This is a genomic window from Allobosea sp. TBD101, from assembly GCF_059817965.1.
The window spans coordinates 4,028,147-4,041,530 of sequence record NZ_CM187543.1 but is presented as its reverse complement, the minus strand read 5'-3'; the positions used below and the strand labels follow the sequence as shown (position 1 = coordinate 4,041,530).

General features: G+C 66.4%; 12 protein-coding genes. 10 read left to right on the top strand and 2 right to left on the bottom strand.

The annotated features are described in order from the left end of the window. Positions 1-190 precede the first annotated feature (190 nt). The 4 genes from mscL (at position 191) to AC6RIC_RS19630 (ending at position 4,627) form a co-directional block, all read left to right on the top strand. Positions 191-610: a large conductance mechanosensitive channel protein MscL gene (gene mscL, locus AC6RIC_RS19645; protein WP_499733573.1), complete on the top strand. Its 420-nt coding sequence runs from the start codon at positions 191-193 to the stop codon at positions 608-610. Between the two features lie 124 nt (positions 611-734). Next, positions 735-1,928 carry a pyridoxal phosphate-dependent aminotransferase gene (locus AC6RIC_RS19640; RefSeq protein ID WP_454657774.1) on the top strand — a complete coding sequence of 398 codons (1,194 nt, stop codon included), beginning with the start codon at positions 735-737 and terminating at the stop codon, positions 1,926-1,928. A 119-nt stretch (positions 1,929-2,047) separates the two neighbouring features. After that, entirely contained in the window at positions 2,048-3,109 is a 1,062-nt protein-coding gene (locus AC6RIC_RS19635; RefSeq protein ID WP_499733572.1) for an AbrB family transcriptional regulator, read from the top strand. A 135-nt stretch (positions 3,110-3,244) separates the two neighbouring features. Continuing rightward, positions 3,245-4,627 carry a protoporphyrinogen/coproporphyrinogen oxidase gene (locus AC6RIC_RS19630; RefSeq protein ID WP_499733571.1) on the top strand — a complete coding sequence of 461 codons (1,383 nt, stop codon included), beginning with the start codon at positions 3,245-3,247 and terminating at the stop codon, positions 4,625-4,627. Here the strand turns inward: AC6RIC_RS19630 and AC6RIC_RS19625 are convergent. Both AC6RIC_RS19625 and AC6RIC_RS19620 read right to left on the bottom strand, forming a co-directional pair. Then, on the bottom strand, positions 4,611-5,546 hold the full coding sequence (locus AC6RIC_RS19625; RefSeq protein WP_499733570.1) for an SMP-30/gluconolactonase/LRE family protein: 936 nt from the start codon (positions 5,544-5,546) through the stop codon (positions 4,611-4,613). The genes AC6RIC_RS19630 and AC6RIC_RS19625 overlap by 17 nt on opposite strands. A 59-nt stretch (positions 5,547-5,605) precedes the next feature. Then, complete coding sequence (locus tag AC6RIC_RS19620) at positions 5,606-6,511, bottom strand: LysR family transcriptional regulator (RefSeq protein ID WP_499733569.1); 906 nt, start codon at positions 6,509-6,511, stop codon at positions 5,606-5,608. Between the two features lie 137 nt (positions 6,512-6,648). Between AC6RIC_RS19620 and AC6RIC_RS19615 the strand changes: the two genes are divergently transcribed. The 6 genes from AC6RIC_RS19615 to hisS all read left to right on the top strand — a co-directional run bounded on the left by AC6RIC_RS19615 (position 6,649) and on the right by hisS (position 13,344). After that, on the top strand, positions 6,649-8,085 hold the full coding sequence (locus tag AC6RIC_RS19615; RefSeq protein ID WP_499733568.1) for an FAD-linked oxidase C-terminal domain-containing protein: 1,437 nt from the start codon (positions 6,649-6,651) through the stop codon (positions 8,083-8,085). 58 nt (positions 8,086-8,143) lie between these two features. Further along, a complete protein-coding gene (locus AC6RIC_RS19610) occupies positions 8,144-8,428 on the top strand; it encodes a GIY-YIG nuclease family protein (protein WP_454657768.1) in 285 nt (94 codons plus the stop codon). A 69-nt stretch (positions 8,429-8,497) separates the two neighbouring features. Then, entirely contained in the window at positions 8,498-9,685 is a 1,188-nt protein-coding gene (locus AC6RIC_RS19605; RefSeq protein WP_499733567.1) for an FAD-binding protein, read from the top strand. Next, positions 9,685-10,320 carry a DUF2585 domain-containing protein gene (locus AC6RIC_RS19600; RefSeq protein ID WP_454657766.1) on the top strand — a complete coding sequence of 212 codons (636 nt, stop codon included), beginning with the start codon at positions 9,685-9,687 and terminating at the stop codon, positions 10,318-10,320. Before AC6RIC_RS19605 ends, AC6RIC_RS19600 begins: the two co-directional genes overlap by 1 nt. 4 nt (positions 10,321-10,324) lie before the next feature. Beyond that, positions 10,325-11,698, top strand: coding sequence for a glycolate oxidase subunit GlcF (gene glcF / locus AC6RIC_RS19595; RefSeq protein ID WP_499733566.1), 1,374 nt, complete (start codon positions 10,325-10,327; stop codon positions 11,696-11,698). A gap of 71 nt (positions 11,699-11,769) precedes the next feature. Beyond that, positions 11,770-13,344 carry a histidine--tRNA ligase gene (gene hisS, locus AC6RIC_RS19590; protein WP_499733565.1) on the top strand — a complete coding sequence of 525 codons (1,575 nt, stop codon included), beginning with the start codon at positions 11,770-11,772 and terminating at the stop codon, positions 13,342-13,344. Positions 13,345-13,384: the final 40 nt, after the last annotated feature.

Here is a 13,384-nt window from a genome sequence, read left to right as displayed (position 1 = left end):
CGGAGGGCCTGCCAGCTCGCCATAGGCCATTGGCGCAAGCCTTCGTGCCGGATTCATCCCCAGCTCTTTGGGTTTCAGGTGCCCCAGGGTCGGCTTCGGCGTGTTTTCGGGCTTTCCCTGTTCTGTGCGGCTGGTCTAGCGTCCGGGGCAGGCTGTTGGGGTAGCCTTGCCGATTCTCAAGGGGTGCAGCATGTTGGAAGAATTCAAGAAATTCGCCCTGAAGGGCAATGTCGTCGACCTCGCCATCGGTGTCATCATCGGCGCGGCCTTCAGCAAGATCGTCGACTCCCTCGTCGCCGACATCATCATGCCCTTCATCGGCGCGCTCGGCGGCGTCGATTTCTCGAACTATTTCATCGGCCTCAACAGCGCCGTCACGTCGCCGATCCTTTCGGAAGCCAAGAAGCAGGGCGCGGTCCTCGCCTATGGCAACTTCGTCACGGTCGGCATCAACTTCCTGATCATCGCCATGGTCCTCTTCATGGTCGTCAAGGGCATCAACAAGCTGCAGAAGCAGCAGCCGGCGAAGGAAGAGGCTCCCCCGGCCAAGCCCGACGACGTCGTCCTGCTCGGTGAGATCCGCGACCTGCTCAAGCAGAAACAGACCTGATCCCTTACCCCCGCGCGGCCGTGATTCATCACGGCCGCCGATCGACCCGATCTCGCGATTTCATGCCTCGCCGCGCCGCGATCGGCTAAAGGTGAGCCACCGTATTTTCGCGAGGCCGACCCCGATGAACAGCGCCATCCTGCCGGGCAGCACCCTGCTTGCCGAGCTTCGCCCCGAGGCCCGGAATGCGCCGGAAAGCGGCATCGTCGAGGTGGTCAATCACGGCCGCCTCAAGCCAGGCCTGATCCCGCTCTGGGTCGGCGAGGGCGACCTTTCGACCCCGGCGTTCATCTCGGATGCGGCCGCGCGCTCGCTTGCGGCGGGCGAGACCTTCTACACCTGGCAGCGCGGCATCCCGGAATTGCGGGAGGCTCTCGCCCGCTATCACCAGCGCCTTTACGGCCGCGCGTTCTCGCCCGAGAGCTTCTACGTCACCGGCTCGGGCATGCAGTCGGTCCAGATCGCGGTGCGGATGATCGCCGGCCCCGGCGACGAAATCCTCATCCCGACCCCGGCCTGGCCGAATTTCGGCGCAGCGGTCGGCGTCAGCGGCGCCAGCACCGTCTGCGTGCCGATGGATTACAAGCAAGGCCAGTTCACCCTCGATCTCGACCGGCTCGCGGCGGCGATCACGCCGCGCACCCGCGGCATCCTGGTGAACTCTCCGTCCAACCCGACCGGTTGGACCGCGACCCGGGCCGAGCAGGAGGCGCTGCTGGCGCTCTCGCGCAAGCACGGCATCTGGATCGTCGCCGACGAGATCTATGGCCGCTTCATCTATGACGGTTCGGAGCGCGCGCCCTCCTTCCACGACATTATGGAGGCGGAGGACCGCGTCATCTTCGTCCAGACCTTCTCGAAGAACTGGGCCATGACCGGCTGGCGCATCGGCTGGATCGAGGTGCCCGTCGCCTTCGGGCAGGTCGTCGAGAACCTGATCCAGTACTCGACCTCCGGCTCGCCGGTCTTCGTCCAGCGCGGCGCCATCGCTGCCCTCGACGAGGGCGAGGGCTTCGTCGCCGAGCAGATCGCGCGCGCCGCCGAAGGCCGCCGGATCGTGTTCGAGGGGCTGAAGGCGACGAACCGCGTCACGCTTTCGGCGCCGGTCGGGGCGTTCTACCAGTTCTTCTCGGTTGATGGCCGCGAGGATTCCCGCAAGCTCGCGCTCGATCTGGTCGACAGCGCCAATGTCGGTCTCGCGCCCGGCACCGCCTTCGGTCCCGGCGGCGAGACGGGCCTGCGCCTCTGCTTCGCCCGCAAGTCCAGCGATCTGGTCGAGGCCGTCGCGCGCCTGCAGAAGGCTTTGGCCGCCGGCTGAGTCCAAGGCAGGCGGCGCAACGCCGCCTTGCATCCGGCGGGCAGCAGGTCGGTTGACCCGCTGCCGCGCCATCGCCATGAACGCCCGGCGCCGCCTGTTCCCGGCGCGGCGGGAACGCGATGAAACCGTTCGGCTACCCCACGAACCGGCTGGTCATTCTCTGGCGGGAAATCCTGGTCATCGCGCTCGCGGCCATCGGGGGCGGGGCCTTTGCGCTGCTCGGCATGCCCGCAGCCTGGCTGTCCGGATCGATGCTGATCAGCGCGGTCGTCGCGTTGATGCGCCCGCTGCCGAACCTGCGCCGGCCCTGGTTCGATTCCACCATGGTTCTCTCCGGCGTGATCATCGGCTCGGCCGCGACGCCCGAGGCGCTGGCGGCAGCGGCGCGCTATCCCGCCTCGCTGATCATCCTCCTCGTCGGCGTTACCGTGATCATGCTCGCAACCGGGGCCTATCTGCGCCATGTCGCGCGCTGGCCCTGGATCGATGCCCTGCTCGCCGCTGCGCCCGGCGCCTTGTCGACAGTGCTCGCGGTGGCGCAGGCGAAGGGCGCCAATATCGGGCGGATCTCCGTCGTCCAGCTGTTTCGCCTGTTGGTGCTGGTCGCGCTCCTGCCCAGCGTGATGCAATTGAGTGGCGCTGCTGCCAGCATGCCGGCAGCCGCCCTTCAAGAGGTCGATGCCGGCACCATGTTCGGCGTGACCATGTCCGGACTGGCGCTGGGCCTCCTCTTCGAGCGGCTCGGGCTCTCCGCGCCATTGATGTTCGGCGCGACCTTCGCCAGCGCAGCCCTGCACGGTAGCGGCCTTGTCGAGGGTGCGTTGCCCATGCCGATCCAGATCGCCGTGCAGATATTGCTTGGTACCACCATGGGCGGGCGCATCGCCCATATCCCGCGCAATGAGCTGAAGGGGCTGTTTCCGCTCGCCATCGGCGGCTTCGCCGTCTCGATTGGCGTCGCCTTCCTGTTCGCCTGGCCGGCTGCCTGGCTCGCCGGTGTCTCCTTTGCCAGCGGCATGGCGGCCTTCGCGCCAGGTGGCCTGGAGGCGATGGCGATGCTAGCCTTCGCGATGGGGCTCGATACGCTCTATGTCGGCGCGCATCATCTCGTACGCTTCGTCGTCATCGGCCTGGCGATGCCGCTCGTGCTCAGCCGCATGAGGAACGCGCCGCCGCGCTGACCGTCTGGGCCGGTTAAGCTTAAAGATCCATTATACTTCGGGTCCGTGATTGCGGCTTCCTCGCAAATCCGAATTCATTCGCTCCTGCTAAGTACTTAGCCGTCGACGGAGGTCGATGGCAGCGGAGCGACCGCCATGAACATCGCCGTGCAGGCGCCGACCGTCTGGCGCCGTCCCGCCAAGCCCGTCGCGGTCATCGGCGCCGGCATTGCCGGTCTTACCGCAGCCTATGAGCTGGAACGTCGCGGCATCCGCGCCACGGTCTTCGAAAGCGGCCGCGCTGTCGGGGGCATGGCCTCATCCTTCAAGGATGCCGAAGGTTATACTTACGATTTCGGCGCGCATTTCGTCAGCAACTGCCTGGCCGATGCAATGGGGGCGAGCGGCATCTCGAGAACCGTCTGTCATTACGGCGAGGCGGTCGCGCTGGGCGGCAGGAGCTACAGCTACCCCTTCGGGCTCGCGCTCTCGCCCCGCTACGTGGCGAGCGCCGTTTCCGCCCGTCTTCATCCCCGGCCGGTCGAAAGCGCGGCCGACTGGTTCCGCAATGCCTATGGCGAGGCGCTCGCCGAGGATGTCGCGATACCGCTTGCCGAAGCCTGGTCGGGCGCGCGGGCTCACGAACTCTCGCCTGCCGTCGGCCATAAGCTCGCGGCTGGTGTGATGAAGACCTTCATGCTGAAGGCGGCCTCGCGGCTTTCGGGCAGGGCGGTCTGCAACGGCTATTCGCACGAGATGCCGGAAAGCCCGCGCGTCTATCATGTCTATCCCGAGGGCGGCGTCGCCAAGCTGCTGGAGCCGACGGTTGCGCGCCTCAGCGACAGCATCGCGCTCGAATCGAAGGTCGAGCGTGTCTACGTCGAGAACGGCAAGGTCGTGGCGGTGAAGGTCAATGGCCGCGAGATCGGTGTCTCCGCCGTGGTCAGCACGGCCCCGGTCCATGTCCTGCCCAGGCTCGTCGAGGGCACCGACGCGCTCGATGAACTCGCCGGCTTCCGCTACCGCCCGATGATCTTCGTCAACCTGCGGTTCGAGGGCCGCAACCTCCTGCCCGACACGATGCTCTGGGTGCCGGATCGCACGCAGCCCTTCTTCCGGGTCACCGAAGCACCGTTCTCCATGCCTTGGCTCGCGCCGGAGGGGCGCACGCAACTGACCTTCGATATCGGCTGCGAGGTCGGAGATTCCTGGTGGACGATGTCGGACGAGAAACTGGCGCAGGCCTGCCTGGACGGCCTGTGCCGCATCTATCCGCATCTGCGCGAGCGCTATATCGGCGCGGGCGGCATGCTGAAGACGCCCTTGGCCTATCCCGTCTATCTCTCGCGCTACGAGGAGCGCCGCCAGGGTTTCGCTGAAAGCACGGGCGTCGACGGCCTCTACAGCATCGGCCGCAACGGCGAGTTCGCCCATCTCCTGATGGAGGACATCTACTGGCGCACGCTGAAGCGCATGCGCGATGTCGCCGATTACGTCGGGCGGGACGTTGGAGCAGGCGTCGCTAGGTCGGCCGCGTAGCTCCGTTCGTATGCGTCATGACCGCGTAGAGCGAGGTCGTGCCGCAGATGAACAGGCGGTTGAGTTTCGGGCCGCCCCAGCAGACATTGGCGGTGATCTCCGGAATATGGACCTTGCCGATCAGCGTGCCGTCCGGGTGGTAGATGTGGACGCCGTCGGCGGCGCTGGTCCAGATCCGACCCTCGACATCGAGGCGGAAGCCGTCGAACAGCCCGGCGGTGCAGATGGCGAACACCTCTGACGTTCCGAGCGTGACGCCATCCGCGCCCACTCTGAAGCTGCGGATATGCCGCGGCCCGTTCTCGGGATCGTGGCTCCCGCCGGTATCGGCGATGTAGAGGATGCTCTCGTCCGGCGAGAAGGCGAGGCCGTTGGGCTTGACGAAATCATCGGCGACGATGGCGATCTCGCCGGTTTGGCCGTCGATCCGGTAGACATTGCAGGCACCGATCTCGCCGGGCGCCTTGTCGCCCTCGTAGTCGCTGAGGATGCCGTAATCGGGGTCGGTGAACCAGATCGAGCCATCCGACTTCACCACGGCGTCGTTCGGAGAGTTCAGTCGCTTGCCGCCGAAATGGCTGGCCAGCACGGTGACCGAGCCGTCATGCTCGGTGCGCGTCACCTGCCGCCCGCCATGCTCGCAGGTGACGAGCCGGCCTTCGCGGTCGATCGTGTTGCCGTTGGAATTGCGCGCCGGCTGGCGGAAGGTGCCGACCTGTCCGCCCAGCGCGTCGTAGCGCAGCATACGGTCGTTCGGGATGTCCGACCAGACCAGCGTGTTATGGGCCGGGAACCAGGCCGGTCCCTCAGACCAGCGTGCGCCCGTCCAGAGGCGCTCGACGCGGGCTGAGCCCGGAATGACGCGATGGAACCGCGGATCGAGGACCGTAACCCCCGTGCCTTCGAGCAGGCCGAACATGCAAACCTCCCTGAAATCCTTGCCGGAGCATCTCCGCCCGCGCGGGGCAGGGCAATGCCCTAGAGCGCAAGCCCCGCATCCCAATAGGGCGTGGCGCCATAGAGTTCGCCGAGATAGTCGACGAAGGCGCGCACCTTCTGCTCCATGTGCCGGCGGCTCGGGTAGACTGCATAGATCGCGACACGCGAGCCGACCGCATAGGCCGGCAGGACCCGCTGTAGCGTCCCGGATTTGAGCTCCGGCCCGACATCCCAGGTCGAGCGCAGGGCGATGCCGACGCCGCCCAGCAAGGCCTCGCGCACGACCTCGCTCGAGTTGGTGCGCAAGGGGCCGTTGACCCGCACCGAGACCGGTCCCTCAGGCCCGTCGAGCCGCCAGTGGTCGGCGTTATGGGCGATCAGGGTATGGCGCGACAGGTCAGCGATCTCGTTTGGCGTGCCGTGCTCCGCCAGATAGCCCGGCGTCGCGCAGAGCACCCGGTGGTTGCGGGCGAGGCGCTTGGCGACGAGGCTGGAATCCTGCAGGTCGGCGATGCGGATCGCCAGGTCGAAGCCTTCGCCCACGACATCGACGAAGGCGTCGCTGAGCACGAGCTCGACCGTCACCAGCGGATTGGCGTCGAGGAAGCGCTTGAGATGCGGCGCGACATGCATCCGGCCGAAGGAAGTCGGCGCCGAGACGCGCAGCGTCCCGCGCACCTGTCCGGCGCCGCTCGATACCCAGGATTCGGCCTCCTCGATCGAGGACAGGATCGAGACGACGCGCTCGTAGAAGCCTTGTCCGGCCTCGGTGAGGGCAAGCTGCCGCGTCGTGCGCTGGAGCAGGCGCACGCCGAGCCGCTCCTCCAGCCGGCGGATGCGCTTCGAGATCACCGCCGGCGACAGGTTAAGCTGCCGGCCGGCCGCCGACATGCTCTTGGTCGTCACCACATGTGCGAACACGTCGAGATCGCCAAACCGGTCCATCGCTACGCCACCTTTTCCAATCTGGAAATAATGGCTGGCTTTGGCCACGCTGCAAGTGCCATTGAATTGATCTAATCTGCCGCGCAGACAAATGCCCGTCAGTGGTGTGGATGAGTCGTCGAGAGTGGAGGGGAAAGATGAGCGCGATAGCCTTTCCGGTGCCGGATGCCGGCATTCTCGCCCGTCGCGAATCGATCATCGCCGGCCTCGCGCGCCTTGTCTCGCCGCAGGCGCTGATCACCAGCGACGATGAGCGCCGCCCCTACGAGACCGATGCGCTGACCGCCTATCGGCGCATGCCGCTCGCCGTCGTTCTGCCATCGACCACGCAGGAGGTCGCCGCTGTCCTGCGCTATTGCCGGGAGCAGGGCGTGCCGGTGGTGCCGCGCGGCTCTGGCACCTCGCTCGCGGGCGGCGCGATCCCGCAGGAGGACGCGGTGGTCGTCGGCGTCTCCAAGATGAACCGCATCCTCGCGATCGACTATGCCAACCGTGTCGCGCGGGTCGAGGCCGGCGTCACCAATCTCGCGGTCACCGGCGCGGTGTCGGCTGAAGGCTTCTTCTATGCGCCCGATCCGTCGTCGCAGCTCGCCTGCTCGATCGGCGGCAATATCGGCATGAATTCGGGCGGGGCGCACTGCCTGAAATACGGGGTCACCACCAACAACGTGCTCGGCGTGACCATGGTCCTGCTCGACGGCAGCATTGTGGAGATCGGCGGCGCCCATCTCGATGCCCCCGGCTATGACCTGCTCGGGCTGATCAACGGCTCGGAAGGCCAGCTCGGGATCATCACTGAGGCGACGGTGCGCATCCTGCGCACGGCCGAGGGTGCGCGTCCCGTGCTGTTCGGCTTCCCGACCAGCGAGCAGGCGGGCTCGGCCGTGGCTGCGATCATCGGCGCCGGCATCATCCCGGTCGCGATGGAGTTCATGGACAAGCCGGCGATCGAGATCTGCGAGGCCTTCGCCAAGGCCGGCTACCCGATGGATGTCGAGGCGCTGCTGATCATCGAGGTCGAGGGTTCCGACGAGGAGATGGACGCCCAGCTCGCCCGCATTGTCGCGATAGCGCGGGAGCACGGGGTGAGCACCGTCAAGGAATCGAAATCGGCGATGGAGGCGGCGGCGATCTGGAAGGGCCGCAAATCCGCCTTCGGCGCCACCGGCCGCATCGCCGACTATATCTGCATGGACGGCACCATCCCGACGGGCCAATTGCCTTATGTGCTGAAGCGCATGGACGAGATCGTGAAAGGCTATGGCCTGCGCGTCGCCAATGTCTTCCATGCCGGCGACGGCAATCTCCATCCGTTGATCCTCTACAACTGCAACGATCCGGTCGAGGCGCAGAAGGCGGAGGATGCCGGCATGGACATCCTCAAGCTCTGCGTCGAGGTCGGCGGCTGCCTCACCGGCGAGCACGGCGTCGGCATCGAGAAGCGCGACCTGATGACCTTCCAGTTCAATCCGGAAGACCTCGCCCAGCAGATGCGGGTGAGGGCGGTGTTCGACGAAAGCTGGCTGCTCAACCCGGCGAAGGTGTTCCCGCTGGAAGGCAGGGTGGCGGCGTAGCTTTGTCATTCCGGGGCTCGCGCAGCGAGAACCCGGAACCCACGACTGGGTGAGAGGGATGCCGTACTTCGTCTATCTCCTCGCCCGAAAGAAGGACGGCACGCTCTATCTGGGTATCACCAATGATCTTGCGAGGCGCGTTCAAGAACACAAGGCGAAGCAGAATATTGGCTTTACCTCGCGATACGACGTTGATCGACTTGTCTGGTACGAAGAATTCGAATGGGTCCACGAAGCCATCGATCGGGAGAAGGCACTGAAGAAATGGCGCCGCGCCTGGAAGATCAAATTGATCGAGGACATCAATCCCGAATGGACGGATCTCTATGAAGGGCTGGCTTGAACGGGGGCACCCTGTCGTGGGTTCCGGGTTCTTCGCTGCGCGAAGCCCCGGAATGACAAAGGGCAGCGCATGATCGTCCACACTCCCACCACCGAGGCGCAGGCCTGCGCCGTCGTGAAGTCGGTCATCGACAGCGCCGTGCCGCTCACGCTGCGGGGCGGCGGCACGCGCTCTGGCCTCGGACGCCCGGCCCAGGCCGCGAGCACGCTGTCCAGCGTCGGCTTGACCGGCATCACGCTCTACGAGCCGGCCGAGATGGTCATCGCGGCCCGCGCCGGCACGCCGCTCGCACTCGTGCAGGAAACCCTCGCCGAGCGCGGCCAGATGCTGCCCTTCGAGCCGATGGACCACCGCGCCCTCTATGGCAGCGAGGGCGAGCCGACGATCGGCGCCATCGCCGCCTGCAACATCTCTGGCCCGCGCCGGATCAATGCCGGCGCCGCCCGTGACTCTCTGATCGGGGTCAGGCTGGTCAATGGCCGCGGCGAGATGATCAAGTCCGGCGGGCGGGTGATGAAGAACGTCACTGGCCTCGATCTGGTGAAGCTCCTCAGCGGCTGCCACGGCACGCTCGGCTTCCTCACCGAAGTCACATTCCGCGTGCTGCCGCGGCCGGAACGCATCGTCACGCTGCAATGGCGCGGCCTCTCCGACGAAGTGGGTGTTGCGCTGCTGGCGAAGGCGCTGGGCTCGCCCTTCGAACCGATGGCGGCGGCGCATCTCCCGGCCCGGATCGCTGGCGAGGAGGCGCTGACCCTGTTGCGTCTGGAGAATTTCTCGGACTCGATCGACTACCGTGCCGGTGAACTCGCGCTGCTGCTCGGCGACTATGGCACGCCCGATCGGCTGGAAGGAAAAGCCCCGACCGCACTCTGGAGCGATATCCGCGATGCGGCCTTCTTCGCCGGCAGCGATGACGCGGTCTGGCGGCTCTCGCTCGCTCCGACCAACGGCCCGACGGCCGCCGCCGCGATCAGGCGGATGATCCCGGCCGCACGCTGCTTCTACGACTGGGGCGGCGGACTGGTCTGGCTGGCAGTTCCCGCCTATGGCGATGCCGGCGCCGCCGCGATCCGCGCCGCGCTGAAGCCGCTCGGCGGCCATGCCACGCTGGTCCGCGCGTCCGATGCGATCCGCGCCGCCGTCGACGTGTTCCAGCCGCTGGCAGAGCCGCTGATGCGGGTGACCGCCGGCATCAAGAAAAGCTTCGATCCCGCCGGCATCTTCGAGCCCGGCCGGATCTATGCGGGGATCTGATGACGCTCGCTGACACGCTTTCCGCCGAAACCCGCGATGGCCGCGCAAGCTGGGCATCCAACCGGCTCGGCCCCGTCGCGCTCGTGTTCGTGGCCGCGCTGCTGATCGCGGGCGTCGCCGCGATCCTGCTCTGGATGGGTCGCGAGCCGATCTGCAAATGCGGGGCGATCAAGTTCTGGCAAGGCACGGTGGTTTCTTCCGAGAACTCCCAGCACATCGCCGACTGGTACACCTTCTCGCATATCATCCACGGCTTCCTGTTCTACGGCCTGTTCTGGCTGATCCGTCGCATCACCGGCCTGCCGATCGCCTTCGGCCTCGCGCTCCTGCTCTCGATCCTGCTCGAAGGCGCCTGGGAAATCGCCGAGAACACCGACGCCGTGATCAACCACTACCGCTCGGCGACGATCTCGCTCGACTATTACGGCGACAGCGTCCTGAACTCGGTCAGCGATACCCTCTCGATGGTGCTGGGCTTCCTGATCGCCCGGCTCGTACCGGTCTGGCTGACGGTGACCAGCGCGCTGGCGATGGAACTCATTGTCGGCTGGCTGATCCGCGACAACCTCACCCTCAACGTCATCATGCTGCTCTGGCCGATGGACTGGATCAAAGCCTGGCAGGGCGGGGCCTGAATCGATGCAGACGAACTTCACTCCCGAGCGCCTTGCTTCCGACCCGCGTATGCCGGCTTCGGAGAAGATCCTGCGGACCTGCGTGCATTGCGGCTTCTGCACCGCGACCTGCCCGACCTATCTGCTGCTCGGCGACGAGCTCGATTCGCCGCGCGGGCGCATCTACCTGATCAAGGACATGCTGGAGAACGGCAAGCCCGCCACCGAAGAGGTGGTGAAGCATGTCGACCGCTGCCTCTCCTGCCTCTCCTGCATGTCGACCTGCCCCTCGGGCGTGCATTACATGCACCTCGTCGATCACGCCCGCGCCCATATCGAGGAGACCTATACCCGCTCCTGGCATGACAGGTTGTTGCGCAAGGTGCTGGCGGCGATATTGCCCTATCCCGGCCGTTTCCGCGCCGCGATGCTGATGGCGCTGGTCGGCAAGCCGTTCGCGCCCGTGCTGGGCGTCATCCCGGTCGTCGGTTCGCGCCTGAAGGCGATGCTGGCTCTGGCGCCCGCGCGCCTGCCGACACGCTCCGCCATGGAAGGCCCGCATAGCTTCCCGCCGCCGACCGAGCGCAAGAAGCGCGTCGCGCTGCTCTCCGGCTGCGCCCAGCCGGTGCTCGATCCCGCCATCAACGAGGCGACGATCCGCCTGCTCAACCGCCATGGCGTCGAGGTCGTGCTGCCGAAGGGGGAGGGCTGCTGCGGCGCGCTCGTCCATCATATGGGGCAGGAGCACGATGCCCTGTCCTTCGCACGCAAGAACATCGACGCCTGGATGGCGGAGGTCGATGGTGAGGGGCTCGACGCGATCCTGATCACCGCTTCCGGCTGCGGCACCACGATCAAGGATTACGGCTTCATGTTCCGCAACGAGCCGGCCTATGCTGAGAAGGCGGCGAAGGTCTCAGGCTTGGCGAAGGACGTAACCGAGTTCCTGGAGACGCTGGAACTCGTTCCAATCCGCGACGTCGCGATGCCGATCGCCTATCACTCCGCCTGCTCGATGCAGCACGGCCAGCAGCTCAAGGATGGGCCGAAGCGCCTGTTGTCGAGCGCCGGCTTCAAGGTCAAGGAGGTGCCGGAGGGCCATATCTGCTGCGGCTCGGCCGGCGTCTACAACATCCTCCAGCCCGAGATCGCGGGGAAGCTGCGCGAGCGCAAGATCGGCAATATCGAGCGGACGAAGCCGATGCTGGTCGCGACCGGTAACATCGGCTGCATGACCCAGCTCGCAAAGGGTTTTTCGGACAAGGGCTCAGGCGTGCCGGTGGTTCACACCGCCGAGTTGCTGGATTGGGCGACCGGCGGGCCATTGCCGGAGAAGCTGGCGCGGGCGGGGATCGAGGATAGGCCTTTAAGGGCGGCGCGGCTGGCGGCTGCCGAGTAGTCGAGCTTGCCCCTCGCGCCCGTACGGTCTAACCCGCAGTCAACTTTCCGTTGATTGTCCGAGCTCGCCCCATGTCCGCCGACAAGACCGCCCCTGCCAAGCTGAAGGCCCGCCAGCCGCGCGGCTTCGTCGATCGTGGCCCGGCCGATGTCGCCGCCACCGAGCGCATGCTCTCCGTCATCCGCGAGAGCTTCTCGGTCTATGGCTTCGATCCCGTCGAGACGCCCTTCGTCGAATACACCGACGCGCTCGGCAAATTCCTGCCGGATCAGGACCGGCCGAACGAGGGCGTCTTCTCCTTCCAGGACGATGACGAGCAGTGGCTCTCGCTGCGCTACGACCTGACGGCACCGCTCGCCCGTTATGTCGCCGAGAATTTCGACGCCCTCCCGAAGCCCTATCGCAGCTATCGCGTCGGCTACGTCTTCCGCAACGAGAAGCCGGGGCCGGGCCGCTTCCGCCAGTTCATGCAGTTCGACGCCGATATCGTCGGCTCCGGCACCGTCGCGGGCGATGCCGAGATCTGCATGCTCGCTGCCGACACGATGGAGAAGCTCGGCATCAAGCGCGGCGACTATGTCGTGAAGGTCAATAACCGCAAGGTGCTCGACGGCGTGATGGATGCGGCCGGGATCGACCCCGCCGCGCGCCTGACCGTGCTGCGCGCGATCGACAAGGCCGACAAGTTCCCGCTCGAAGAGGTCCGCAAGCTTCTCGGCGAAGGCCGCAAGGACGAGAGCGGCGACTTCACCAAGGGCGCAGGGCTCACCGACGCGCAGGCCGACCGCATCCTGCGCTATCTTGAGCTCGGCCAGAAGCTCGCCGAACTGGGCAAGACGAATGCTCAGGACAGCGAAGGCTCCGCCAAGCTCTCGGCTGCAGCGATCTCTGACCTGGGCAGCCTCGTCGAGGGCGCGGAGAACGGTCAGGCCGGCATCGCGGAACTGGAGCAGATCCGCGAGCTGATCACGGCGGCGGGCTATCTCGGGCGGATCATCATCGACCCCTCCGTCGTCCGTGGCCTCGAATACTATACCGGCCCGGTCTACGAGGTTGAGCTGACCTTCCCCGTCACCAACGACGACGGCCAGGTCGTGCGGTTCGGCTCGGTTGCGGGCGGTGGGCGCTATGACGGCCTCGTCGGTCGCTTCCGACCCGAGCCCGTGCCGGCGACCGGCTTCTCGATCGGCGTCTCCCGGCTGTTCTCGGCGCTGAAGGCGGTGAAGTCGCCGATCGTCGACAGCCGCAACGAACTCCCGCTCGTCGTCGTCACGGCGATGGACAACAAGTCGCCGGAATTCATGCCGGGCTATCAGGCGATGGTCTCGGCCCTGCGCCGGGCCAAGGATGCGGACGGCAAGCCGCTCCTGCGCGCGGACCTCTATCTCGGCGCCTCCGGCTTCAACGCGCAGATGAAATATGCCGATCGTCGCGGCGCGATCTGCGCGGTTATTCAAGGCTCGTCCGAACGCGAGGCCGGGACCGTCGTCATCAAGGACCTGATCCTCGGCGCCGAGCTCGCCGCCGCCAGCCGAGACGTCAAGGATTCCGCGGAGCACAAGGCCAAACAGGCTGAAGCCCAGTTCGCCGTGCCGGTCGCCGAACTGGTCGAGGGCGTGAAGCGGGTGCTGGCGCGACATTCGTGAGCGCCCTTCTCCCCTTGCGGGAGAAGGTGCCGGCAGGCGG